Annotated in this window: 22 protein-coding genes; 8 read left to right on the forward strand and 14 right to left on the reverse strand. The window is 71.0% G+C overall.

Annotated elements, in window-relative coordinates; translation table 11 throughout:
• Nucleotides 1-190: 190 nt before the first annotated feature.
• Together ACZ7L7_RS28870 and dapE are read right to left on the reverse strand one after the other, a co-directional pair.
• The gene (locus ACZ7L7_RS28870) at nt 191-949 is read right to left on the reverse strand and encodes an LOG family protein (protein WP_093722736.1); all 759 of its coding nucleotides are present in this window, start codon (nt 947-949) and stop codon (nt 191-193) included.
• Between the two features lie 103 nt (nt 950-1,052).
• On the reverse strand, nt 1,053-2,132 hold the full coding sequence (gene dapE / locus ACZ7L7_RS28875) for a succinyl-diaminopimelate desuccinylase (RefSeq protein ID WP_285510264.1): 1,080 nt from the start codon (nt 2,130-2,132) through the stop codon (nt 1,053-1,055).
• Nucleotides 2,133-2,216: 84 nt separating this feature from the next.
• On the opposite strand from dapE, the gene ACZ7L7_RS28880 reads away from it, so the two are divergent.
• Together ACZ7L7_RS28880 and ACZ7L7_RS28885 are read left to right on the forward strand one after the other, a co-directional pair.
• Nucleotides 2,217-3,173 carry a heavy metal transporter gene (locus ACZ7L7_RS28880; protein ID WP_472077603.1) on the forward strand — a complete coding sequence of 319 codons (957 nt, stop codon included), beginning with the start codon at nt 2,217-2,219 and terminating at the stop codon, nt 3,171-3,173.
• Between the two features lie 337 nt (nt 3,174-3,510).
• The gene (locus ACZ7L7_RS28885) at nt 3,511-3,951 is read left to right on the forward strand and encodes an ATP-binding protein (RefSeq protein WP_471427757.1); all 441 of its coding nucleotides are present in this window, start codon (nt 3,511-3,513) and stop codon (nt 3,949-3,951) included.
• 64 nt (nt 3,952-4,015) lie between these two features.
• Here the strand turns inward: ACZ7L7_RS28885 and ACZ7L7_RS28890 are convergent, their stop codons facing one another.
• The gene (locus ACZ7L7_RS28890) at nt 4,016-5,110 is read right to left on the reverse strand and encodes a bifunctional succinyldiaminopimelate transaminase/glutamate-prephenate aminotransferase (protein WP_472077604.1); all 1,095 of its coding nucleotides are present in this window, start codon (nt 5,108-5,110) and stop codon (nt 4,016-4,018) included.
• A gap of 116 nt (nt 5,111-5,226) precedes the next feature.
• Complete coding sequence (gene fdxA, locus ACZ7L7_RS28895) at nt 5,227-5,547, reverse strand: ferredoxin (protein WP_018571242.1); 321 nt, start codon at nt 5,545-5,547, stop codon at nt 5,227-5,229.
• Nucleotides 5,548-5,687: 140 nt separating this feature from the next.
• On the opposite strand from fdxA, the gene ACZ7L7_RS28900 reads away from it, so the two are divergent.
• Both ACZ7L7_RS28900 and ACZ7L7_RS28905 read left to right on the forward strand, forming a co-directional pair.
• Nucleotides 5,688-6,701, forward strand: coding sequence for a GNAT family N-acetyltransferase (locus tag ACZ7L7_RS28900; protein ID WP_472077605.1), 1,014 nt, complete (start codon nt 5,688-5,690; stop codon nt 6,699-6,701).
• 30 nt (nt 6,702-6,731) lie between these two features.
• Nucleotides 6,732-7,583 carry a transglutaminase family protein gene (locus ACZ7L7_RS28905; RefSeq protein WP_472077606.1) on the forward strand — a complete coding sequence of 284 codons (852 nt, stop codon included), beginning with the start codon at nt 6,732-6,734 and terminating at the stop codon, nt 7,581-7,583.
• Between the two features lie 81 nt (nt 7,584-7,664).
• Here the strand turns inward: ACZ7L7_RS28905 and ACZ7L7_RS28910 are convergent, their stop codons facing one another.
• From ACZ7L7_RS28910 to ACZ7L7_RS28930, 5 genes are all read right to left on the reverse strand, one after another.
• A complete protein-coding gene (locus ACZ7L7_RS28910; RefSeq protein WP_472077607.1) occupies nt 7,665-9,809 on the reverse strand; it encodes a hypothetical protein in 2,145 nt (714 codons plus the stop codon).
• 160 nt (nt 9,810-9,969) lie between these two features.
• Nucleotides 9,970-10,383: a DUF6113 family protein gene (locus tag ACZ7L7_RS28915; protein WP_453601914.1), complete on the reverse strand. Its 414-nt coding sequence runs from the start codon at nt 10,381-10,383 to the stop codon at nt 9,970-9,972.
• Complete coding sequence (mshB, locus tag ACZ7L7_RS28920) at nt 10,380-11,237, reverse strand: N-acetyl-1-D-myo-inositol-2-amino-2-deoxy-alpha-D-glucopyranoside deacetylase (protein ID WP_472077608.1); 858 nt, start codon at nt 11,235-11,237, stop codon at nt 10,380-10,382. The genes ACZ7L7_RS28915 and mshB overlap by 4 nt, the downstream gene beginning before the upstream one ends.
• A 59-nt stretch (nt 11,238-11,296) precedes the next feature.
• Nucleotides 11,297-11,959: a hypothetical protein gene (locus tag ACZ7L7_RS28925; RefSeq protein WP_285510273.1), complete on the reverse strand. Its 663-nt coding sequence runs from the start codon at nt 11,957-11,959 to the stop codon at nt 11,297-11,299.
• Nucleotides 11,960-12,133: 174 nt separating this feature from the next.
• The gene (locus ACZ7L7_RS28930; RefSeq protein WP_472077609.1) at nt 12,134-12,472 is read right to left on the reverse strand and encodes a hypothetical protein; all 339 of its coding nucleotides are present in this window, start codon (nt 12,470-12,472) and stop codon (nt 12,134-12,136) included.
• Nucleotides 12,473-12,769: 297 nt separating this feature from the next.
• Here ACZ7L7_RS28930 and ACZ7L7_RS28935 point away from each other — a divergent pair, with 297 nt between their 5' ends.
• Nucleotides 12,770-13,069: an NIPSNAP family protein gene (locus ACZ7L7_RS28935; protein WP_285510275.1), complete on the forward strand. Its 300-nt coding sequence runs from the start codon at nt 12,770-12,772 to the stop codon at nt 13,067-13,069.
• An 8-nt stretch (nt 13,070-13,077) separates the two neighbouring features.
• On the opposite strand, the gene ACZ7L7_RS28940 is transcribed toward ACZ7L7_RS28935, so the two are convergent.
• Both ACZ7L7_RS28940 and ACZ7L7_RS28945 read right to left on the reverse strand, forming a co-directional pair.
• On the reverse strand, nt 13,078-16,503 hold the full coding sequence (locus ACZ7L7_RS28940) for an nSTAND1 domain-containing NTPase (RefSeq protein ID WP_472077610.1): 3,426 nt from the start codon (nt 16,501-16,503) through the stop codon (nt 13,078-13,080).
• A 101-nt stretch (nt 16,504-16,604) separates the two neighbouring features.
• Nucleotides 16,605-17,090 (reverse strand): ATP-binding protein, encoded by a 486-nt coding sequence (locus ACZ7L7_RS28945; RefSeq protein ID WP_472077611.1) that lies wholly within the window; start codon nt 17,088-17,090, stop codon nt 16,605-16,607.
• A 163-nt stretch (nt 17,091-17,253) separates the two neighbouring features.
• Between ACZ7L7_RS28945 and ACZ7L7_RS28950 the strand changes: the two genes are divergently transcribed.
• Both ACZ7L7_RS28950 and ACZ7L7_RS28955 read left to right on the forward strand, forming a co-directional pair.
• Nucleotides 17,254-18,120: a helix-turn-helix domain-containing protein gene (locus ACZ7L7_RS28950; protein WP_285436727.1), complete on the forward strand. Its 867-nt coding sequence runs from the start codon at nt 17,254-17,256 to the stop codon at nt 18,118-18,120.
• The gene (locus ACZ7L7_RS28955) at nt 18,117-18,326 is read left to right on the forward strand and encodes a DUF397 domain-containing protein (RefSeq protein WP_261719400.1); all 210 of its coding nucleotides are present in this window, start codon (nt 18,117-18,119) and stop codon (nt 18,324-18,326) included. The genes ACZ7L7_RS28950 and ACZ7L7_RS28955 overlap by 4 nt, the downstream gene beginning before the upstream one ends.
• 157 nt (nt 18,327-18,483) lie before the next feature.
• On the opposite strand, the gene ACZ7L7_RS28960 is transcribed toward ACZ7L7_RS28955, so the two are convergent.
• Nucleotides 18,484-18,678: a hypothetical protein gene (locus ACZ7L7_RS28960; RefSeq protein ID WP_093722721.1), complete on the reverse strand. Its 195-nt coding sequence runs from the start codon at nt 18,676-18,678 to the stop codon at nt 18,484-18,486.
• Nucleotides 18,679-18,863: 185 nt separating this feature from the next.
• On the opposite strand from ACZ7L7_RS28960, the gene ACZ7L7_RS28965 reads away from it, so the two are divergent.
• Nucleotides 18,864-20,987 (forward strand): S9 family peptidase, encoded by a 2,124-nt coding sequence (locus tag ACZ7L7_RS28965; RefSeq protein ID WP_472077612.1) that lies wholly within the window; start codon nt 18,864-18,866, stop codon nt 20,985-20,987.
• Between the two features lie 138 nt (nt 20,988-21,125).
• Here ACZ7L7_RS28965 and ACZ7L7_RS28970 read toward each other — a convergent pair whose 3' ends face one another.
• Complete coding sequence (locus ACZ7L7_RS28970; RefSeq protein WP_453601933.1) at nt 21,126-22,163, reverse strand: ABC transporter ATP-binding protein; 1,038 nt, start codon at nt 22,161-22,163, stop codon at nt 21,126-21,128.
• Nucleotides 22,156-23,130, reverse strand: a complete 975-nt coding sequence (locus ACZ7L7_RS28975) for an ABC transporter ATP-binding protein (protein ID WP_472077613.1) — start codon at nt 23,128-23,130, stop codon at nt 22,156-22,158. The genes ACZ7L7_RS28970 and ACZ7L7_RS28975 overlap by 8 nt, the downstream gene beginning before the upstream one ends.
• Between the last annotated feature and the right edge of the window lies 1 nt (nt 23,131).

Raw genomic sequence — 23,131 nt, forward strand, 5'->3', positions numbered from 1 at the left:
GCGCAGTTCCCCGCGCCCCTGGGGCCAGGGGCTTCGCCCCTTGGGCCCCGCGGCTCTGTTCAGCCTGTCCGGCGTTTGAGGACGAGGCCCGTTCAGGGCCGAAGCGGGGGGCTGGGGGCGGCAGCCCCCAGGGTCGGGAATGGGTAGGGGCGGCGGGGGCGAGGAAACCTCGGTCCGCCGCCCCGGTGCGTCAGCGGCCCGCTTCCTTCGACACCAACGCCACCGCCTCGTCCACGTCGTCCGTGACGTGGAAGAGGAGGAGGTCCTTTTCTGATGCCTTGCCCTGGGCGATGAGGGTGTTCTTCAGCCAGTCGACCAGCCCGCCCCAGTAGGACGTGCCGAAGAGGACGATCGGGAACCGGGTGACCTTCTGGGTCTGGACCAGGGTCAGGGCCTCGAAGAGTTCGTCGAGGGTGCCGAGGCCGCCGGGCAGGACCACGAACCCCTGCGCGTACTTGACGAACATCATCTTCCGGACGAAGAAGTACCGGAAGTTCAACCCGATGTCGACGTACGGGTTCAGCCCCTGCTCGAAGGGCAGTTCGATGCCGAGCCCGACCGAGATACCGCTCGCCTCGCAGGCACCCTTGTTGGCGGCCTCCATCGCGCCCGGACCACCCCCGGTGATCACCGCGAACCCCGCCTCCACCAGGCCCCGCCCGAGCCGCACGCCCGCGTCGTACTCCGGCGAGTCCACCGGGGTCCGGGCCGAGCCGAACACGCTGATCGCCGGCGGCAGCTCGGCCAGCGTGCCGAAGCCCTCGATGAACTCCGACTGGATGCGCAGCACCCGCCAGGGGTCGGTGTGCACCCAGTCGGACGGCCCGCCCGCGTCCAGCAGCCGCTGGTCGGTCGTACTGCGGGTGACCTGGGACCGCCGTCGGAGGACCGGTCCCAGGCGCTGCTCCTCCGGCGGCTGCTTCTTGCCCGCGGGGTTCCCGGTAGCCATACGCGCTCCCTCCGTCGTGCGTTCGTTCCACCTCAGCGTAGATCTACGCGGGTTACGGAGGGGGGACATTGGTATGTCCGGTTCCGCCCTGACAAACGTACTCCTACGCCGTCAGCCAGGACCTCAGCCGCCGCTCCGCCTCGATGATCTTCGCCGTCTCGACCCGCTCGTCCCGCTTGTGCGCCAGGTGCGGGTTGCCGGGGCCGTAGTTGACCGCGGGGATGCCGAGGGCGGAGAAGCGGGAGACGTCGGTCCAGCCGTACTTGGGCATGGGCGTGCCGCCCACCGCGTCGATGAAGGCCGCGGCGGCCGGGTGGGACAGGCCGGGCAGCGCGCCGGGGCTGTGGTCGTCGACGACGAACTCCTCCACGCCGCAGTCCGCGAACACCTCGTGGACGTGGGCCAGCGCCTCCTCCTCGGTGCGGTCGGGGGCGTAGCGGAAGTTGACGGTGACCACGCACTCGTCGGGGATGACGTTGCCCGCGACCCCGCCGGAGATGCCGACGGCGTTGAGGCCCTCGCGGTACTCCAGGCCGTCGATCAGCGGCCAGCGGGGCTTGTAGGAGGCCAGGCGGGCCAGGATGGGCGCCGCGGCGTGGATGGCGTTGGAGCCCATCCAGCCGCGTGCCGAGTGCGCCCGCTCGCCCTTGGTCCTCAGCAGGACCCGGAGCGTGCCCTGGCAGCCGCCCTCGACCTGGCCGTCGGACGGCTCCAGCAGCACCGCGAAGTCCCCGGCCAGCCAGTCGGGGTGGGTCTCGGCCACATGACGCAGCCCGTTGAGGTGTGCGGCGACCTCTTCGTTGTCGTAGAAGACGAAGGTCAGGTCGCGGTTGGGGGCGGGGACGGTGGCGGCGATCCGCAGCTGTACCGCGACCCCGGACTTCATGTCGCAGGTGCCGCAGCCCCACAGGACGCCGTCGTCGTCGAGCCGGGAGGGGACGTTGTCCGCGATGGGCACGGTGTCGATGTGGCCGGCCAGGATCACGCGCTCGGCGCGGCCGAGGTCGGTGCGGGCCACGACATTGTTGCCGTACCGGTCGACCGTGAGGTGCGGCAGGGCCCGCAGCACGGACTCGATCGCGTCCGCGAGAGGCTTCTCGGAACCGCTCTCGGAGGGGAAGTCGACGAGCCGCGCGGTGAGCAGCGCGGCGTCCAGCGTGAGGTCAAGCGGGGTGTCGGGCATGGCCTCGACCCTAGCGTCCCGCGGTCACCGGCAGTTTCCGGACGGCTCTCGATGACCCGTTCTACTCTCCAGTACCTTGTACGCGTGCCAGAGCCGTCCCCCACTTCCCGACGTCGCGGCCGCCTCTTCCGACTCACGGCGGCCTTCGTGGTCCTGCTCGCCGTAGCGGGCTATCTCGTGGTGCAGTACGTCACCGGAGGCGCCGGTTCGCCGGGCTGCCGGGTCGTCTCGGGCGACGACAGCAGAGCGGAGTACGAGTTCTCGCCGGAGCAAGCGGTGAACGCGGCGACGATCGCCGCCGTCGGCACCGGGCGCGGGCTGCCCGAGCGGGCGGTGACGATAGCGCTCGCGACCGCGCTGCAGGAGTCCGCGCTGCGCAACATCTCCCACGGCGACCGCGACTCCCTCGGCCTGTTCCAGCAGCGGCCCTCGCAGGGCTGGGGCAGCGAGAAGCAGATCATGGACCCGACGTACGCGGCCGGGGAGTTCTACGACCACCTGGTGAAGGTGGAGGACTACACCGAGCTGCCGCTCACCGAGGCCGCGCAGCGCGTGCAGCGCAGCGGCTACCCGGACGCGTACGCCAAGCACGAGCCGGACGCCGAGCTGCTGGCCGCCGCCCTGACCGGACGTTCCGCTGCCACCCTGACCTGCGAGGGGCGCCTGGGCGAGGCCCCGGTCCGGGGCACCGACCCGGTGCGCACCGCGCTGGCACGGGACTTCGGGCAGGACGTGCTGAAGCCCGCCGGTGCCGTGGTCGGCGCGGGCGGCGGCGACACGGCCCAGGGCGTGCGGGACGGGCGCACGCTGACGCTGCCGGTGACCAAGGACGGTGCGCGCACGGCGGAGCAGCGCGGCTGGCAGCTCGCGCACTGGGCCGTGGCCAACGCCTCGGCGCTGCGCATAGAGCGGGTGTCGTACGCGGGCCTGGAGTGGACCGCCGGGCGCACGACCGGCAGCCCGTGGCGTCCGGTCGTGTCCGAGGGCGCGGCGGGCGCGGAGAAGGGCGCCGGGTCCGTCCGTATCGTGACCGCGCGGTAGACCGCGCCGCGGATCGGGCAGTAGTACGGGGGGTCATCCGCGCGGGTTATCCCGCGGGGCCGTGGGTCCACGATTTCCCCGTGTGCCGTCGCATTCGTTTCCGGTTCCTGCAAACCCCTTGGGAACAAAGGGCTGTAAGGATTCGGCAGGCGTTCTGGGGTGCGATCTCTTTGCCCGTTTTTATCCACAGCAGATAATGCGACGCATTGCCAACTCTTTACGTTATCCCTCCGCAACCTTCGCGGACTTCGAGCGGTAGTCACTGCGTCCGAGGCCGGAGATCACAGCCGGTCGGACAGTCACCGTTCCCACCAGACAGACCCGTCGAAGGAGCATCATGACCCTCCCCCTGACCCGCCGGATCGCCCGTGCCGCGCTGCTCGTCGCTGCGGGAGCGGCCGCCGGGGTCGGTGCGGCCGGCTCCGCCAGCGCGGCCCCGGAACTGCCCGCCACCCCCAACCTCGGCGGTCTGACCGCCCTGGACGGGGCGAGCGTCGGCAACACGGTCGACGGTGCGGCACAGAACGTCACCGGGCTCGCGGCAGAGAGCGGCACCAAGGCGGTCAAGAAGGCGGTCCCGGCCGCGGGCAAGACCGGCGGCAAGGCCGTCAAGAAGGCGGCGCCCGCCGCGCAGAAGACCGCGGGTGACGCGGCCGGTTCGGCCGGGGACATCCTGGGCGACACCACGTCCACGGCGACCAAGGGCGGTCTGCCGACGGACTCCCTGACCAAGGGCGGCGGCCTGCCGGTCGGCGGGAACCTCCCGCTGGGCGGCTGAGCAACCGGTCGGACCAAGAGGAAGGGCCCCGGGGAGCGGTTCTCCCCAGGGCCCTTCCTGTCGTCTACTTGAGCCGTCGTACGGCCTCCTGGACCCGATCGTCCGTCGCCGTGAACGCCACGCGCACGTACTGCTCGCCCGCCTCGCCGTAGAAGTCGCCCGGCGCCACCAGGATGCCCAGCTCGGCCAGGTGGGCCACGGTCTGCCAGCAGGACTCCCCGCGCGTCGCCCACAGGTAGAGGCTGGCCTCGCTGTGCTCGATGCGGAAGCCGTGGGCGGTCAGGGCGGCGCGCAGGGCCTCACGCCGGGCCGCGTAGCGCTCGCGCTGGACGCGGACGTGCTCGTCGTCGCCGAGCGCCGCGATCACGGCCGCCTGGGTCGGCGCGGAGGTCATCATGCCGCCGTGCTTGCGGATCTCCAGCAGCGGGGCGAGGACCTCCGGGTCGCCCGCGAGGAAGGCCGCGCGGTAGCCGGCGAGGTTGGAGCGCTTGGAGAGGGAGTGGACGGCCACGATTCCCTCGTAGGAGCCGCCGTTGACGTCCGGGTGGAGGACCGAGACCGGGTCGGCCTCCCAGCCCAGCTCCAGGTAGCACTCGTCGGAGAAGAGCAGGACGCCGTGCTCGCGCGCCCAGGCGACGATGCGGGTCAGCTCCTCCTTGGACAGCACCCTGCCCGTCGGGTTCGACGGGGAGTTGAGCCACAGGAGCTTCAGGCCCTCGGGGTCCAGCTCGGTCGGGTCGTCGTAGACCTCGTAGTCGGCGCGGGCGAGGCGGGCGCCGACCTCGTAGGTGGGGTAGGCCAGGCGCGGGTACGCGACCCGGTCGCCGGGGCCGAGGCCGAGCTGGGTGGGGAGCCAGGCGACGAGTTCCTTGGAGCCGACGATCGGCAGGACGTGCCGGTGCGTCACCTCGCGGGCGCCGAGCCGCCGCTCCACCCAGCCGGTGATCGCGTCGCGCAGCTCCGGGGTGCCCCAGACCGTCGGGTAGCCCGGTGAGTCGGCCGCCGCGATCAGCGCTTTCTGGATCAGCTCGGGGACCGGGTCGACCGGGGTGCCGACGGAGAGGTCGACGATGCCGCCCGGGTGGGCCGCGGCCGTCGCCTTGTACGGGGTCAGCTTGTCCCACGGAAAGGTGGGGAGACGGTCGGAGACTGCGGACACGGGATCAGGCTCTCTTTCTCGTCCGTACGGCAAACGCCTCGGCCCCGCACGGCGATCCGGGGCGGATCGGGCCGTGCGGGACCGAGGCGGCACAGCTGTGCGGGCCGCTTGTGTGGTTACTCGGCCTGCGGCGGGAGCGCGGCGACGAAGGGGTGGTCGCGCTCGATCAGGCCCAGCTTGCTGGCGCCGCCGGGAGAGCCGAGCTCGTCGAAGAACTCGACGTTCGCCTTGTAGTAGTCCTTCCACTCCTCCGGCACGTCGTCCTCGTAGAAGATCGCCTCGACCGGGCAGACCGGCTCGCAGGCACCGCAGTCGACGCATTCGTCCGGGTGGATGTACAAGGACCGCTGGCCCTCGTAGATGCAGTCGACCGGGCACTCCTCGATGCACGCCTTGTCCTTGACGTCGACACAAGGCTGCGCGATGACGTAGGTCACGCTGTCGTTCCTCCTCGATAGGGCGCTGGCGGGCCTCCGCAGGCTCCGCCGCCTGGCGCGCGGGAGCGCGGCGTCGTCGATGCCCGCCCCTAGTATCTCCGTTCTTGGGCATGATCCGAACAGGAGGGGTGAACTGACCTGTGGAAATCTCAGCGACGGGGCGCCTTGAGGTCCGTATCACCGCTGCTGACGTGGGTAAACGGGTCTCGGTGCGACGCCTGAACGATCCTGCGCGGGCGGGTGAGAAGTTCACCGACACGGTGGGTGTTCTCGCATCATGGGACGACGGTGTGCTCGTGATCACACGGAAGAGTGGCGAAACCGTCCGGATCGCGGAATCGTCGCTGGTCGCCGGGAAGGTCGTGCCGAGCGCCCCGGCCCGCCGCCGAGGACCCGCCGCCTCCTACGAGGAACTGGCGCGGGTCTCCACGCGCGCGTGGCGGCCGGTGGAGAGCGAACGGCTCGGCGAGTGGGAGCTGCGCGCCGCCTCCGGGTTCACCCGCCGCGCCAACTCGGCGCTCCCGCTGGGCGACCCGGGCCTGCCCCTGGACGACGCCCTGACGGCCGTACGGCGCTGGTACGGCGTACGCGGGCTGCCCGCCTACGTGCAGACCGCGACGGGCGCCGAGGGGACGCAGGAAGTGCTCTGCGCGGAGTTGGAGAAGCGGGGCTGGACGCGTGAGGTGACGGCCGAGCTGTGGATCGGCTCGGCGGCCCCGCTCGCGGACCGGGAGGAGCCGGCCGGGGTGGTGCTGTCCCGGACGGCGGACGAGGCGTGGCTGGCCCGCTACCAGCGCAAGGGGCTGAGCGAGGTCGCGCTGAAGGTGCTGGGCAGCGGTCCCTCGGTGTGGTTCGCGACCGTCCCCGGGGACGGAGAGGTGCCCGCGGCGATCGGGCGGTGTGTGGTCGACGGGCGCTGGGCGGGGTTCGCCGCCGTCGAGGTCGATCCGGCGCTGCGGCGCCGGGGGCTCGCCTCCGCCGTGATGGCCGCGCTGGCCGGGCGGGCGCTGGAGGAGGGCGCGTCGGCGGCCTGGCTCCAGGTCGAGGCGGACAACACCGGGGCCCGAGCGCTGTACGCGGGGATGGGATTCGCCGCGCACCACGCCTACCACCACTACCGAGAGCCGGGGAACTCCTCCGGCTCGGGCCGGTAACCGATCGCCGTGAGAGGGCACGACCCTGCTATGCCTTCCCCCTGTCCCCCGCCGCCCGGACGCTCGGCCGAACTGCGCCGCCGGTTCGCCGACGAGGCCCGCTGCGAGCGGCCCGATCTGTCGACGCTGTGCCTGCTGGTGGGCGCCGAGGCGGACGGTGCCCTGGACGAGGCGGGCATGGACGCCGCGCAGGTGGAGCTGGACCGGCTGGCGGGGCTGCTGCCCTTCCGGCCCGGCGGGGCGCGCGCCTGGGCCGCGTCCCTGCGCGAGCTGCTCGGCGACCGGCTCGGCTTCCACGGCACCCCGGCGGACTACCAGCGGCTGGAGTCCTCGCTGCTGCACGAGGTGCTGCGGCGGCGGCGCGGGTTGCCGATCCTGCTGTCGGTGGTGTGGCTGGAGGTGGCCCGCCGGGCGGGGGCACCGGTGTACGGGCTGGCCCTGCCGGGGCACTTCGTCGTGGGGTTCGGGGAGCCGGACGAGGAGGTCCTGGCCGACCCGTTCAACGGGGGCCGCGCGCTGACGGGGGCCGACGCGGAGCTGCTGGTGGCCGGGGCCACGGGGACGGGGCTCGATCCGTCGATGCTGGTGCCCGCGACCACGCTGGAAGTGGTCGCGCGGATCCTGAACAACATCCGCGCCTGGGCGGCGGCCCGCCCGGAGCGCTCGGACGTGGCGCTGTGGGCGGTGGAACTGGCCCTGCTGCTGCCCTCCCACCCGGCCCGGCTGCGCTACGAGCGGGCGCAGCTGCTGGTGCAGCGCGGAGACTTCCTCACCGGCGCGGCGGAGCTGGAGGCGTACGCGGAGGTACTGGAGGCGGTCGACGCGCCGGGCGCGGAACGGGTACGACGGCAGGCGCAGGCGGCGCGGGCGATGCTGAACTGAGCGCCTCCGCCACGCCTCCCGTGGCTTCGGGGCGCACCGCGGCGCCGGACGAGGTCAGGTCGTCCGGCGCCGCGGGGCCGGTCAGTTCGGGGTGGTGTCGATGACCACCGTGCGCTCGGCCGCGGTCTTGCCGCGCAGGGCCTGGCGCAGGGCGACGACGACGTCGTTGGGGGTGACCTCGGTCTTCTTGCCGTTGCCCCGGGTGATCAGGACGCCGTCGAAGGTGGTGCCGTAGGCCTGCTTGAGCGCCTTGAGGTCGTAGGTGTCGACGAGCTTTCCGTTGACCGCCTTGACGCCGAGGATCTTGGGCAGGGACAGCTTGCCGAAGTTGATGCTGTGCGCCGGGTCCGTCTGCACGGTGGCGAGCTGGGACATCGCGGGCTCCGCGAATTCCTTCATCATCCGGTCGACCTCGGCCTTGGAGACCGTGGGCTCCTTGGTCGTGGTGGCGACCTTGACCGCGGGTGCCGAGCCGGTCTCGACCTGGGTCCGGTACGCCTCCTCGACCGCGGCGGTCGACCTGGCGACGTCGATGCCCTCGCCCGGCTTGCCGTACACGGCGACGGCCTTGCCGGTGTTGAAGGTGATGGTGCCCTCGGTGACCGAGCCGGTGCCCCCGGCGGCGTTCTCCAGGGCGGCGGCCAGCTTCTCCTCGTCGACCGGCATGACCGGCTCGACCACGCGCTTCTGGCCGAAGAGCGAGCCGACCACGGAGACCGGGTTGTAGTCGCTCCCCGCCGCCGCGCTGGCGGTGGCCGCCGCGTCGAGCTGGAGCCCGGCCTGGTCCGGCTTGAGGGTGACGGTCTTGTCCCCGACCGTCAGCTTCAGTTCCTTGTTGACGCGGTCGCCGAAGGCGTCGTCGAGCTTCTGGACGGCGTCGTCGCGGGTGCCGCCGCCGATGTCGACGCCGAGCACGGTGGTGCCCTTGGGCACGTCGGAGTGGTTCATCAGCAGGCCCGCGCCGTAGACACCGCCCGCCAGGACGATCACACCGCCGGTGAGCAGGCCCAGCTTGCCGCGACCCTTCTTCTTCGGCGCGGGCGCCGAGGGCACGTTCTGGGCGACGGGCTCGGGGAGCTTGGGCGGCTGGTGCGGCAGGGGGCCGTCGGTGGGCGCGCCGGGACCGCCGAAGGGGGTGCCGCCGGACGGGACGACCGGGATGCCGCTGGTGACGGTGTGCCCGGAGACGTTGCCGCCGGGGTTGCCGTAGCCGGGGGTGCCCGGTTCCGGGGCGGGCTGCTGCGGGGTGAGGATCGCGGTGTCGTCGCTCAGGCCGCCGCCGGGGGCGTACATGCCTGCGGCGCCGTTGACCGGGGGCACCATCGGGCCGTCGCCGGTGACGGGGCCGGTGGTGGGGCCCGCCGGGCCGTGCGTACCGCTCGCGCCGCCGGGGACCGCCGGGCCGCCGGGACCGTTGAAGCCGCCCGGGGCGGCGGGGCCGCCGTAGCCGTTCTGCCCGCTCTGACCGCCCTGCCCGCTCTGGCCGTTCTGTCCGTTGCCCGCGAAGTACGGCAGTTCGTCGCGGCGGGGTTCGTCGGCGGCGCGGCTCGCGGCGAGCGCCTCGGTCACGTCGAAGGAGCCGGTGCCGCCGCCGTGGCCGGGAGCCACCGGTCCGCCGGTCGCACCGCCCGGGAGCCCGGAGCCGTTGCTCGCGCCCTTGGGCGGGCCGGGACGGGGCCCGCTCTGCACGTTCATACCGCCGACGACGCCACCGGGCCGCGCGCCGCCGGACGGGCCCGCGCCCGGACCGGGGGCCGAAGGAGCGGCGCCGATGCCGGAACCGCCGGGCGTTTTGCCCCCGTTGGTCTGGCCGGTGCCCTGACCGGCCTTCGCGGGCCCGGACTTGCGCGGGGCGAACCAGTCGCTCGTCTTCTCCTCGGCGGTCGGCGCCGCGGGTTCCGCGGGCGGCTCCGGGACACGCGTGGCGGTGGTGTCGCCCGGGGCGGAGGGCGCCTCGGGGGCGATGGCGTGCTCGGCGGTGTCGGAGTCCTTGACGGGCTTGCGCACGACGACCGGCGGAATGGGCCGCGATCCGGGGATGTTGATCCGGATCCGGGTCGTCAGCGTGGTCTCGGTCTTGCGTTCCTCCGGCCGCGCGGCCGAACGGCCCGATTCCGGACCGCCGTCGGGAACCACAGGCGTCCCGTAAGGCGGCGTGCCCGAGGGGTATGCGGCTCCGCCGCGCCCGTTGGGCCCGGAGGACGGACTGTCAGTTTCACGACTCAAGGCAGGTTCTCCCGGTTGGCTCCGCCGCCCGACACGACCTCACTGCTCCGGGCGGCTCGGCGGCGCGCACCACCATACTGGCCACTTCTGGCCCGTATCCCACGACCGCCGGGGAAACCCACACGGGACTCGCACGTGCGCGGCGCGGAGAAGTGGTACGTCACTTGCCAAGTCGGACGCCGTCGCCGTCCGGTTGCCGCACGGGCGCGAGGGTGGCGCACATCACAGCCGCGACCATGCCGCCGAGCAGGAAGACATAGGAGCCGCCGTCCGAGGCGAAGACGAAGTCGCCCTCCGGACGGGTGGTGGTGAGCAGGATGACGGTGACCATCCAACCGCCGGCGGGCGCGACCGCGCCGCCCCGCCCCCGCATCGCCAGGGCGCCGCCGAGGCAGAGCCCGATCTCACCCGCGAGGGCGAGCAGCAGGCCGAGCGGGAACCAGGCGGCCTGCACCAGCGCGCCCGCGATCCCGACGACCGCGCCCAGCAGGAACAGACCGAACAGCAGTACGGCCCGGCGCGGGGAGGGGGCGGCCAGGGGCTGGGCGAGCATGGAGGCCTGTCCGCTCTTCATCGCGCGTCCCCGATCCCGGCGAACAGGTCGGTCTCGGGCGTACCGGACCGCTCCCCTCGCACCAACTCGTAGTACTCGGTGGTGAAGACGGGCTGGGCGAGTTCGTTGGAGAGGACGAAGTACTCGCCGGAGACCGTGATCTGGGTGGCGTGGGCGGCCATCGCGGCGAGCTTGGCGTCGGTGTGCGCGGTGCCGTCGACGGCGGTGGTGATCCGCTCGTCGTCGACGACGCCCGGAACGTCGTCAAGCGCGGCCGTCTTGGTGAAGGGCAGCTCAGGCAGGGCGTCCCGGAGCCGGGCGAAGGCCTGCTCCCCCACGCTGCGCGGGACGCGGTTCCAGTACACCTTTTCGACCGGTACGCCCGCCTCGGCGGCGAGTTCGACGGCGCGCATGGCGACGCGGTGCGCCTGGATGTGGTCCGGGTGGCCGTAGCCGCCGTTGTCGTCGTAGGTGACCAGCACCTGCGGCCGGACCTCGCGGATCACGTCCAGCAGGTACCCGGCGGCCTCGTCGACGTCCGCCTGCCAGAAGCAGTGCGGGTCGTCGTTGTCGGGCAGGCCCATCATCCCGGAGTCGCAGTAGCGGCCGGGGCCGCCGAGCAGACGGAAGTCCTGAACCCCGAGCGCCCGCATGGCCGCGGTCAGCTCCCCCATCCGGTACTCACCGAGGGCGGCGCCGGACAGATGGGCGAGCTGGGGCGGAATGACCTCGCCCCGCTCCCCGAGCGTGCAGGTGACCAGGGTCACGTGGGCACCCTGGGCGGCATACGCGGCCATGGTCGCGCCGTTGTTGATCGACTCGTCGTCCGGGTGCGCGTGCACCAGCAGCAGACGCCGGGCGGGCAGTTCCGTCATGGGGCCACCCTACGAGGCCCCTGACCTCCACCGCCCACCCATCGGCGCCAAGGCGCGGCTCACCCCTCGTCGTCGAGCACGTGAGCGATCGCGAGGGCAATTCGTTCGATCCAGTCGATGGCGTCGTTCACGGACGCTTCGTCGATGGGGCGGCGCTGCTTGAGATCACCGTCGATCAGGTCGGCATCGTGCGCGATCTTGTTGCGCCGCTGGGTGATCCCCAGGTAGCGACTGCGAAGGGCCTTCTCGTTCAGTGAAGTGCGCCCCTGGAAGAAGGTCGTGTTGATCCACCCGGCCGCGAGGTACCAGACCTTCTTCTCCGTGACGAGCTTGAGCACCTCGGAAATCTTCCCGGGATGCTGAAGCGACTGCGCGGCCAGCTTGTCCCGCAGGTGGTCGACGACGGCTTCGGAGAGGGTGACATCACCTCGCCGCACGGCCTCGACCCTGTGCAGCGGCAATTCGTAGACACGCAGCTGGTACGGCATCTCCGGACTGTCCTTGGCCGCCAGTTCGGCGACCCGCCGTAAGACCTCCTCGTGCAGCCAGTGGTCGATGGCGGCGACCGCCTGCACCCAGGCCGCCCGGTAGAAGTCGTCGATGTCGATCGTCGGGGATTGGAAGGGGGTGAGCATCCTGCCCGTTTCGACCATGCGCCGCGCGTACGACAAGTTCGTCATGAACGCCTCGAACTGACGCGTCTGTGGTCTGGGAACGGCCATGGGTAGCCCCCGTACGACACTCCGTAACGATCTCTACGAGCACGATTCCCGAGCGGCCCCGAGGTCAGTCAAGCGGACCGGGAGCAGCCCGCGCCAAGGTGACCGATTCCGGCCCCTCGCTTTCCGGATCGCGTCCCTCCGGCCGTGGAAGGCCTCAGAACCCGAGGCAGGTGATCACCCGCCGACTGCCCTCATGGCTTCGTCCAGGACGGCACTCAGCTCGCGCAGAGCCTCCCGGGCGATGACGGAGTCCTCGTGTTCGAGATTCGCCCGCGCGCGGGAGAGACGGGCGGACAACTCAGGTCGCCGAGCGATCTCAATGTTCCGGGCCCAGGTGAGTACCCAGCTCTGCACAGGGCTCGGCGACTGCCACTCGACCGCCTTGGCGAAGGCGTCGTCCTTCGTGGCCCGCAGCTCCTCCAGCCGGGACGGATCGACCACGGCAAGCGCAGCGCGCAGGGCATCCGGAGTGTGCGCGGGACGGGGGATCAGCTCACGCGGCACGACGCTCATGACGGCGTCACCAGACCGACGCGATGATGGCTCGGCCGCGGCCCGCAAGGTTCTGCGTATTCATCGGGAAGCCTTGCCTTCCTCGGTGGTCAGGCCCTCGCAGCGGGACAGCCGTCCCGGCGGGGGCCGTCACGATGTCTGCGGTTGTGCAGCGCCGAGCGTAGGACGGACAAGAGTGCCCGCGTCCAGCAGAGTTGGCGCATTCATGCGCGGGAGTGAGCGGGTGTCATTGCACGCGATCGCTGGTGCCTGGGGAGTTCGGCTGTGCCGAGGCGTGCGTTCGGGAAGGATGTCTGCATGCCGAAGACCACACAGTTGCGCACGTACACCGTCCGGGATGGTCTGCTCGACGAGTGGGTGGAGCGCTGGCGCGAGGAAATCGTGCCGCTGCGACTGAAGTTGGGGTTCACTCTCGGGGGTGCCTGGGTCGACCGGGAGCACAACCAGTTCATCTGGTTGATCTCGTACGACGGTCTTGAGACCTTCGCCGAGCGCAACGCGCTGTACTGGGCGTCACCCGAGCGTGAAGCCATGGATCTGAATCCGGACGACTACCTGGTCTGCACCGAGGAACGCACCGTCGAGGTGGCGTACTGAGCACGCCCTCACCCCGGATCGGCGGGCAGCAGATACTGGCGCCGCTCCTCGCGGGTGAGGGTGCGGAAGACCCTTCCCCGGGCCGTCGCCTCAAGTCGGTCGAGGTCCGGCTCCGTCGGCCACACCCGCGCCGTGCCGTCGGCCGACCCCGTCAGCAGCCGCGTGCCGTCCGGGGACCAGGCCACCGAGGTCACCTTGTCCTGGTGCACACCGACGACGGCGAGTTCCTCAAGGGTGCCGGCGGACCAGACGCGCACTGTGCGGTCGTCGGCGCCGGTGGCGATGTGCCTGCCGTCCGGTGACCAGGCGACGGCACGCACCCGTCCCTCGTGTCCCTTGAGCACCTCGATACGCCGTCCGGTGAGCACGTCCCACACGGCGGCCGTCCAGTCCCCGGAAGCCGTGGCGATCCTGGCCTCGTCCGGGGACCAGGACGCGTCCTCCACGTAGTTCTCGTGACCTCGCAGCACCGTGAGCGGGCGCCCCTCAGCGATGTCCCACAGCCTGCACGTGCGGTCGTCGGAGCAGCTTGCGAGCAGCCGCCCGCTGGGCGCCCAGGCGACGCGGCCGACCCAGTCCTGGTGTTCCGTGAACTTCAGCAGCTCCGCGCCGTCCGGTACGGACAGCACCCGTACGGCGCCGTCATGGCTGCCGATGGCGATCCGCCCTCCGCTCGGGGCCCAGGCACACCCCTCCACCGCTGAGCCGCACTGTTCGAACAGGGTGTCCCCCCTCCCGTCAACCACCCTGAGGAGGCCGTCGCTCGTACCGAGGGCGAGCCGTTCCCCCTGCGGGGCCGAGGCGACGGCCCAGACCCGGTCAGCCACCCGTGCGACCGACCCGGTCGGCGTGCCGGTGGCCGCGTCCCACAGCCGGACGGTCCCGTCGTCCGACGCCGTGGCGATACGGCTGCCGTCCGCGGACCAGGCGGCCTGGTTCACCGGACCTCCGTGTCCGTCGGCCATGACGGCTTCGGCGCCGCGCGGACGCAGGTTCCACACCCGTCCGGTGCCGTCGGTGGAACTGCTGGCGAGCATCGTCCCGCAGGGCGACCAGGCCAGGTTCCATACGTAGTCGGTGTGGCCGCGCAGCAGCAGGCGCAGCGCACCGCTTCCGGCGTCCCAGATACGGGCCGTGTGGTCACCGGAGCCGGTGGCGACGAACCGTCCGTCAGGCGACCAGGCGATGCCCTCGACGAAGTCCGAGTGGCCGGTGAGGGTGGTGGCCGCCGCACCGGTCGACAGATCCCACACGATCGCCGACTGGTCGTGCGACGCGGAGGCCAGCCGGTTGCCGTCGGGCGACCAGGCCACACCCCACACGTCGTCGGCGTGACCACGCAGTTCGTGGGCGAGACGCCCGGTGCCGAACTCCCAGACGCGCACGATCCGGTCCTTGGAACTCGCCGCGACATGTCTTCCGTCCGGGGACCAGGCCACCTGCCTGTTGATGTCTCCGGCGCCGGTCAGCAGCCGTACCGGCTCTCCCGACTCGGCGTCCCAGATCCGTACCACGCGGTCACGGCCGGTCGTGGCCACCATGGTCGAGTCCGGCGACCAGGCGACCGACTCGACCATGACGCCGTCGCACGGCAGCACCGACCGCGCGCGGCCGGACGGCGCGTCGTAGATGCGCCCGGTGCCGTCCCGGGACGCCGTTGCCAGCATGCGGCCGTCCGGGGACCACGCGATGTGCCGGACCGTGTCCGTGTGCCCGTCGAGTCGGGCGCGCACATGGCTCGCCGCCAGCGCTGTCATCAGCCCGCGCCGGGCCGAGGCCGTCGGTGCGCACTCGCCGAGCGCCGCGAGCGACAGGAGAATGGAGAGCTCGGGCTCGTTCTCTGCACTCAGCAGCACATGACGGCCGATGCTGTCGGAGACCTGCCGCAGGTACGTCAGGTCACGGCGCTGGGACGATTCGACGAGCGCACGGCTGGACTCGGACGCCTGACCCGCCTCTTCCAAGGCCTGGAGCCAGCGCCGGGCGGCGGTAAGCCGTTCCCCGGTGAGGAGGTAGTCGTCACCGCGCCCGGCCCGCTCCCAGTCCGCCGCCCACCGTTCGAGTTCGGCCCGCTCGCGCAACCGTTCGGCATACGCCTCGACCTCCTGACGCAGCGGCGCCCACTGGCGGATCAGCGCCTCATGCGTGACCTGCGCGCAAGGCTCACCGCCCTCGACCGCGGGGTCCCCGCCGCCCGAGGTCACGTCGGTACGCAGCAACCGCGCCTCGACGAAGGCGTCGACGACATCGCGTTCACGCTCGTCGAGTTCGGACAGCGGCACCCGGCGGCGGGCGACATCCTGTCCCTCCACGGTGACGAACCGGAGCAGCACCCGAAGCACGAAGTCGATGCCGATACCGGTGCCGAGCGCGGTGACGGTGCTGTCGGCCTGCCGTGCCAGCGCTCCCGGTACGCCGCCGAGCCGCCGGTACACCTCCTCGGTCACGGTCCCGCCGCTACCGGCCGCGTAGTACAGCTCCTGGAGGAGGTAGGCGAGCAGCGGCAGGGCGTCGTCCGTACCCGTCTCGCTCACGATGGAGTCGACGACCCCGGGCTCAAAGCGAAGGCCGACGAGGGCTCCCGGCCGTTCCACGACCTCGACGAGTTGCGCACGGTCCAATGTGCCAATGACGACGGGGTGCTGAAGGAGATCCGCATGGCTGGTCAGAAGAACCCTCCCGAGGAGATCGACCCGCAGAGTGACCAGGACACGAATTGCCGAATCCTGCTCGACGCACGTGCGCAGTGCCGCCATGAACTGCTCACGGTCACGTTCCCCCGCCTGGGTGACGATCTCCTCGAACTGGTCGACCACGAGCAGTACCCGGCGGAACCGTCCCCCACGGAGCCGGGACAGCTCCTCCCGCAACGCGTCGGGCCCTTGGCGCAGCCTCCGCAGCACGGCGCTCGCCAACTCGTGCCCGCCCGCAGCGGCGGCCAGCGCACCCGCCAGCGCGCCCAGCGGACTGACACCGGGCGCGAAGGCCGGCACAACGGTCCATCGGCGCTCCCGGAGCCTGGGCATCACTCCGGCCCTGACCAGTGAGGACTTTCCGCTGCCGGAAGCACCCACCAGCACCACGAACCGATCCGCGGGGCGAGCCGCCGTGATGTGCAGTCGGCGGGCCAGTTCGGCGGCCTGGGCCTCCCGCCCGAAGTAGACAGCGGCCTCGTCCTCGTCGAACGCGTCGAGCCCCGGATAGGGCACGCGGTCTCGCGGCCACTCGATCCGGGGCGGCGCGGGGTTCTCCAGCCGGTAGACCACGACCTGGCCCACCACGAGCGCCACGATGAGAACGGCGACGGCCGGGACAGCGAACCGCTGAATGGTCCCGAACCCCCAGGGCGCCTCATCCGTGCTGGTCGCGTAATTGGTGGCGATCCCGAACAGGCATGCCACCAGAGCGAGCACGATCTGGAGCGCGACCTGCATGCGGTTCCTCATCGGCGACCGCTCATCGCCGCACAGCCGCTCTCCAGCACGCTCGCCCCCGGTTCCCCGACTCCGACAGTCAGCATGACGTAGTCACGCCGTCACGCATCCATGACCATCTTCTGGGGCTTCCGCGGAGCGTTCAACGGAGGGCACGGATTTCGGCCGCCCGGGCAGCAAACTGGCGGGAGTTCGACCTCGGCCCACACCGTTTTGCCCGGGTGAGCACCGAGTGCCCAGCCCCAGCGGGTGGAGAAGGCATCCACGAGACGCAGGCCGTGGCCGGTCCCGTAGCAGGGGCGACGGTCTCCGGCGGTGTCCGTCACCTCGATACGGAGCGTCTGCGCGACGACGTACAGCAGCAGCCGGAAGTCCCTTCCGGGCACGCGACCGTGCGTGACCGCGTTCACCGCGAGTTCGGCCACGATCTGCCGGGCCGGGTCCAACGGCAACTCCCAGGCGCGCAGTTGCTCCACCGCCAGTAGCCGCGCCAGTCGGGCGCCCCGAGGCGTGGGCGACAACTGCACGCTGAAGTTGCGGATGTGCTGGTGGGCTTGGGATTCGGAGGTGGGAGTTTCCTGGATCACGTCACTCAGAGTGGCCGCAGCCGCTTACCGTGAACAGTGACGATGCGGTTGCGTACGGTGACTGTCCGGAGGTTGTCCAGCGGTGTCCACGCTGTCGACAGGGGCCGCACGGGTAGGGCGTCGCTCGCGAAGTCACAGGACGTCACAGGACGGAGGGTGCGGGATGGCGACGGACGTCGAGGTCGTGGGTGAGGCGGACGAACCGGGGTGGGAGGTGGACCCGGACGACGAGTGGGGGATCGCGGTCATCGCCACGGTGGGGCGACAGTTGAGGCTGCGGCGCGAAGCGGTGGGGATGCGGGCGGCCGACTTCGGGAAGGCCGTCGGGTACGGCGAGGACATGGTCTACAAAATCGAGTCCGGCAAGCGGATTCCACGCCCGGAGTTCCTGGACACGGCGGACGGGGTGTTGCGGGCCGGTGGACTCGTCTCCGCGATGAAGGAGGACGTGGAGAAGGTCCGGTATCCGAAGAAGGTGCGGGATCTGGCCCAGATGGAGGCGAAGGCGGTCGAGCTTCTGTCCTATGGGAACCACAACTTGCATGGGCTGCTTCAGACGCGGGAGTACGCCTGGGCTCTGATGAGGACCCGGCGGCCAGTGCCCGAAGAGGACCTGCTGGAGCAGGCGGTGGCGGCGCGAATGGCCCGTAAGTCGATCTTCGATCGCTCACCAGCACCGGAACTCAGTTTCGTCCTGGAAGAGACGGCGCTGAGGCGGCCGGTCGGGGGCAAGATGGTGTGGCGCAGGCAGCTCGAACACCTGCTTGAAGTGGGCCAGTTGCGGAACGTCGAGATTCAGGTGATGCCGACGGACCGCTGGGACCACCCTGGGACGGGAGGGCGTATCCAGGTGCTGAAGTTCGACGACGGCACGGCGCTTGGGCGCATGGACGACGAGTTCAACGGGCGCCCCGTCTCCGATCCCAAACAGCTCCGGATCCTCGAACTGCGCTATGGCATCATCCGAGCCGAGGCCCTGACGGCGCGGGAGTCATTGGCCTTCATCAGACAATTGGTGGGAGAGTCATGATCCGTAAGGCAACTGCCGGGAACGCCTCCGGACTGGCGTGGTTCAAGAGCAGTTACAGCGACAGCAGCAACCCGAACGACTGCGTCGAGGTAGCCAACACCCCCACCACCATCCACGTCCGCGACTCCAAGAACACCGCCGGCCCCCGCCTCCGGCTCTCGCCGGAGGCCTGGGCCGACTTCGTGGCGTACGCCTCCAAGGGCTGAGGGGTACGTCGATCAGGGCGGGCTGGACCTCGTGGGAGCACGCGTCGGGATCCACCCGATTGAGGGACCCTCTTCCCCGACGCCGACCATCTTGCCGCCGACGTAACGGACGCAGTCGGCGCGGCCGCCCAGGCGCCGCCAGGGGCGGAGCCGCGCGTCAGAACTTGATGCTGCCGATCATGCTCGCCACGCTCGTCGTCAGGTCGTTGATCGTGGGGGCCATCGTGGACGAGGCCAGGTAGAAACCCAGGAGGATGCAGACGACCGCGTGTCCGCCCTTCAGGCCCGACTTCTTGATCAGCAAGAAGACGATGATCGCCAGCAGCACCACCGCCGAAATCGAGAGTGCCACGGCGGCTCACCTCCAAAGAACCCAGGGACGTGGGGTCGGACAGGACGGAACTATGGGGGCAGATAAATCCATACAACGGCCAGCAGGTTCATACCCACTATGCGCTAGCGATCATAACTATCCGTACGCGCGCATCGATCGGCGCACGGCCGCACAAGGGGGCGCATGGCCAATATGGTCGGCACATGACGACGAGGTCTGACTCCTTCCCCCGACGGCACGCCCGTACCCAGCGTTTCACCCTCGGCGCGCCGCGCGCGTTCACGGTGGCGCCCGATGGTTCACGGGTCGCGTTCCTGCGCTCCTCCTCCGGCACCGACCGGGCCAACGCGCTGTGGGTGCTCGATCCCGAGAACGGCAGGGAGCGCGTGGCAGCGGACCCGCGCACGCTGCTGGACGGTACGGCGGAGCAGTTGTCCCCGCAGGAGCGCGCCCGGCGCGAACGCAGTCGTGAGGGCGGCGCCGGCATTGTCGGCTACGCCACCGACGCGGCCCTCGAGTTGGCGTCTTTCGCCTTGTCGGGGCGGCTTTTCGTGGCGGAGCTGCGGGCCGGGACGGCGCGTGAACTCCCCGTCCCCGGCCCGGTGATCGACCCGCGGCCCTCCCCCGACGGCCGCCATGTCGCCTACGTCGCGGACGGCGCCCTCAGGGTCGTCGGCGCCGAGGGCGAGGACGAACGCGTGCTGGCCGAGGAGGAGTCGGCGCAGGTCTCCTACGGTCTGGCGGAGTTCATCGCGGCCGAGGAGATGGGCCGCCAGCGCGGCTTCTGGTGGGGTCCGGAGTCGGACCGGCTGCTGGTGGCGCGGGTGGACGACACGCCGGTGAGCCGGTGGTGGATCTCCGACCCGGCACATCCGGACCGTGAGCCACACCACGTGGCGTACCCGCGGGCGGGCAGCGCGAACGCGGACGTACGGCTGTTCGTGATCGACCTCGACGGGGGGCGCACGGAGGTCCTGTGGGACCGGGCGCGCTATCCGTATCTGGCGCATGTGCACTGGTCAGCGGCGGGTGCGCCACTGCTGCTGGTCCAGGCGCGCGACCAGCGCAGCCAGTTGTTCCTGGCGGTGGATCCGGACACCGGCGCGACCCGGATGGTGCACGCGGACGAAGATCCAATTTGGCTGGATCTTTTCGCCGGGGTGCCCTGCTGGTCCCCCTCGGGACAGCTCGTACGGATCGCCGACGAGGGCGGCGCGCGGGTGCTCGCGGTCGGCGAACGCCCCCTGACGGGGGCCCAGTTGCACGTACGTGCGGTACTGGACGTGTCCGCCGATGACGTGCTGGTCTCGGCGTCCGCCGGGGAGGACGCGGCCGAGCCGGAGATCGGCGAGGTGCATGTGTACCGGGTCAACGAACTCGGCGTGGAGCGCGTCTCGCAGGAGCCCGGCGTGCACTCGGCGGTGCGTGCCGGGGGCGTGACCGTATTGGTGTCGGCGTCGCTGGAGCGGCCGGGCGCGCAGGTACGGGTCCTGAAGGACGGGAAGCAGACGGCGACCATCGCCTCGTATGCGGAAGATCCCGGTTTGACCCCGCGCGTGACCCTCGTCGAGGGGGGCGCACGGCGCGTCCCGTGCGCCGTGCTTATGCCAACGGACTACCGCGGTGACACCTCCCTGCCGGTCCTCATGGACCCCTACGGCGGTCCGCACGGGCCGCGGGTGGTCGCCGCGCACAACGCGCTGCTGACCTCCCAGTGGTTCGCCGACCAGGGGTTCGCGGTGATCGTCGCGGACGGGCGCGGCACACCCGGCCGCTCGCCCGCCTGGGAGAAGGCCATCCATCACGACCTCACGGTCACCCTGGAGGACCAGATCGACGCCCTCCACGACCTCGCCAAGACCTACCCGCTCGACCTCACCCGGGTCGCCGTGCGCGGCTGGTCCTTCGGCGGCTGGCTGGCGGGGCTCGCGGTGCTGCGCCGCCCTGACGTCTTCCACGCGGGGATCGCAGGGGCGCCGGTGACGGACTGGCGGCTGTACGACACCCACTACACGGAGCGGTACCTGGGGGATCCGGCGGCCAACCCGGAGGTGTACGCGCGCAGTTCGCTCATCACCGACGAGGGGCTGTCCGAACCGGCCGAGCCGCACCGGCCGCTGATGATCGTGCACGGCCTGGCCGACGACAACGTCGTCGTCGCGCACGCCCTGCGGCTGTCCTCGGCGCTGCTGTCGGCGGGCCGCCCGCACGAGGTGCTGCCGCTGTCCGGGGTGACCCACATGACCCCGCAGGAACAGGTCGCGGAGAACCTGCTGCTGCTCCAGGTCGACTTCCTGAAGCGGTCGTTGGGGATGCAGTCCGGCTGAGACGGCAACGGACCGGAGTGACATGGCGCACTCCGGTCCGTTTACGGCACCCGCACGGCCGTACGTTGTTCAGAGTGGCGCGTCCGTATATCGGAACAGGGTCGGGCGAGTTGCCTGCGTGTTACTCCTCCGGCCCCGCTACTCCGCCGCCTCCGTCGGCACGACGTGCTTCTCCTCGGCGAAATGGCAGGCCGAGTCGTGGGCCGTGGGGCCCTTCAGGGTGCTGAGGTGGGGCGGGACCGCGAGCGCCGGCACCTCCACGGCGCAGCGCTCCTGGGCCTTCCAGCAGCGGGTGCGGAAGCGGCAGCCGGAGGGGACGTTCGTCGGGGACGGGACGTCACCGGCGAGGATGATCCGCTCGCGGTGTTCCCGGGCCTCCGGGTCGGGGACGGGGACCGCGGAGAGCAGGGCCTGGGTGTAGGGGTGCGTGGGGTGGTCGTAGATCTCGGCGTCGGTGCCGATCTCCACAATGCGGCCCAGGTACATCACGCCGACCCGGTCGGAGATGTGCCGGACGATCGACAGGTCGTGGGCGATGAAGATGTACGACAGGTCGAAGTCGTTCTGGAGCCGGTCCAGCAGGTTGATGACCTGGGCCTGGACCGAGACGTCCAGGGCGGAGACCGGTTCGTCGGCGACGATCACCTCGGGGCGCAGGGCCAGGCCCCGGGCGATGCCGATGCGCTGGCGCTGGCCGCCGGAGAACTGGTGCGGATAGCGGTTGATGTACTCCGGGTTGAGGCCGACGACGTCCAGCAGGTCCTGGACCTTGCGGCGCCGGTCGCCCTTCGGGGCCACCTCGGGGTGGATGTCGTAGGGCTCGCCGATGATGTCGCCCACCGTCATACGGGGGTTGAGGGAGGTGTAGGGGTCCTGGAAGACCATCTGGATGTTGCGGCGGACCGCCTTGAGGGCCTTGGGCGAGAGGTTCGTGACGTCGTCGCCCTTGTAACGGATGGTGCCGGCGGTGGGGCGTTCCAGGTGGACCAGCATCTTGGCGACCGTGGACTTGCCGCAGCCGGACTCGCCGACGATGCCGAGGGTTTCGCCCTGTTCGAGGTCGAAGTCGACGCCGTCGACGGCCTTGACCGCGCCGACCTGCTTCTTGAAGAGGATGCCCTGGGTCAGCGGGTAGTGCTTGACCAGCCCGCGCACTTCGAGGATCGGCTCAGCCATGGAGGCACTCCCTCCAGAAGTGGCAGGCGCTGCCGCGCTCCTCGGAGACCTCGTAGAGCGGGGGTTCGTCGGTGCGGCACACGTCCTGGGCCATGGGGCAGCGCGGGTGGAAGGCGCAGCCGGGCGGGATGTGCATCAGGTTCGGGGGCAGGCCCTTGATGGCGTAGAGCTCCTGGCCCTTCTGGTCCAGGCGGGGGATGGAGTCGAGCAGTCCGCGGGTGTAGGGGTGGGCGGGGGCCTTGTAGATGTCGTGGACGGGGGCGGACTCCACGATGCGGCCCGCGTACATCACGGCGATCCGGTCGGCGACGTCCGCGACGACGCCGAGGTCGTGGGTGATGAGGATCAGGCCCATGTTGTACTCGCGCTGGAGGTCCGCGAGCAGGTCCATCACCTGGGCCTGGACGGTGACGTCGAGGGCGGTGGTGGGCTCGTCGGCGATGATCAGGGCGGGTTCCAGGGCCAGCGCCATCGCGATCATGATGCGCTGGCGCATACCGCCGGAGAACTGGTGCGGGTACTGCTTGACGCGTTCCTTGGCGGCGGGGATGCGGACGCGGTCCATCAGTTCGACGGCCTTGGCTCGGGCGTCCTTCTTGGACATGCCCCGGTGCACGACGAACATCTCGCCGAGCTGGTCGCCGACGCTGAGCACGGGGTTCAGGGAGGACAGGGCGTCCTGGAAGATCATCGCCATCTCGGCGCCGCGGACCTTCCTGCGCTCCTCCTCCTTCAGCTTCAGCAGGTCCTTGCCCTGGAAGAGGATCTCGCCCTTGGTGATCCTCCCGGGCGGCATGTCGAGGATGCCCATGATGGCCTGCGCGGTGACCGACTTCCCGGAGCCGGACTCCCCGAGCACGGCGAGCGTCTCCCCGGCGTCCACGCCGTAGTTGACCCCGTTGACGGCCTTGGCCACCCCGTCCCGGGTCCGGAACTCCACATGCAGATCACGCACTTCGAGCAGCACG

This window comes from Streptomyces sp. NPDC110618, assembly GCF_055657065.1.

Coding starts and splice junctions, on each gene's coding strand:
- ACZ7L7_RS28905 (WP_472077606.1), top strand. CDS start 6,732: ATGCCTTCCCCCTGTCCCCCGCCGCCCGGACGCTCGGCCGAACTGCGC.
- ACZ7L7_RS28885 (WP_471427757.1), top strand. CDS start 3,511: ATGACCCTCCCCCTGACCCGCCGGATCGCCCGTGCCGCGCTGCTCGTC.
- ACZ7L7_RS28955 (WP_261719400.1), top strand. CDS start 18,117: ATGATCCGTAAGGCAACTGCCGGGAACGCCTCCGGACTGGCGTGGTTC.
- ACZ7L7_RS28925 (WP_285510273.1), bottom strand. CDS start 11,959: ATGGCCGTTCCCAGACCACAGACGCGTCAGTTCGAGGCGTTCATGACG.
- dapE (WP_285510264.1), bottom strand. CDS start 2,132: ATGCCCGACACCCCGCTTGACCTCACGCTGGACGCCGCGCTGCTCACC.
- ACZ7L7_RS28940 (WP_472077610.1), bottom strand. CDS start 16,503: ATGCAGGTCGCGCTCCAGATCGTGCTCGCTCTGGTGGCATGCCTGTTC.
- ACZ7L7_RS28930 (WP_472077609.1), bottom strand. CDS start 12,472: ATGAGCGTCGTGCCGCGTGAGCTGATCCCCCGTCCCGCGCACACTCCG.
- ACZ7L7_RS28950 (WP_285436727.1), top strand. CDS start 17,254: ATGGCGACGGACGTCGAGGTCGTGGGTGAGGCGGACGAACCGGGGTGG.
- ACZ7L7_RS28915 (WP_453601914.1), bottom strand. CDS start 10,383: ATGAAGAGCGGACAGGCCTCCATGCTCGCCCAGCCCCTGGCCGCCCCC.
- mshB (WP_472077608.1), bottom strand. CDS start 11,237: ATGACGGAACTGCCCGCCCGGCGTCTGCTGCTGGTGCACGCGCACCCG.
- ACZ7L7_RS28970 (WP_453601933.1), bottom strand. CDS start 22,163: ATGGCTGAGCCGATCCTCGAAGTGCGCGGGCTGGTCAAGCACTACCCG.
- ACZ7L7_RS28870 (WP_093722736.1), bottom strand. CDS start 949: ATGGCTACCGGGAACCCCGCGGGCAAGAAGCAGCCGCCGGAGGAGCAG.
- ACZ7L7_RS28935 (WP_285510275.1), top strand. CDS start 12,770: ATGCCGAAGACCACACAGTTGCGCACGTACACCGTCCGGGATGGTCTG.
- ACZ7L7_RS28965 (WP_472077612.1), top strand. CDS start 18,864: ATGACGACGAGGTCTGACTCCTTCCCCCGACGGCACGCCCGTACCCAG.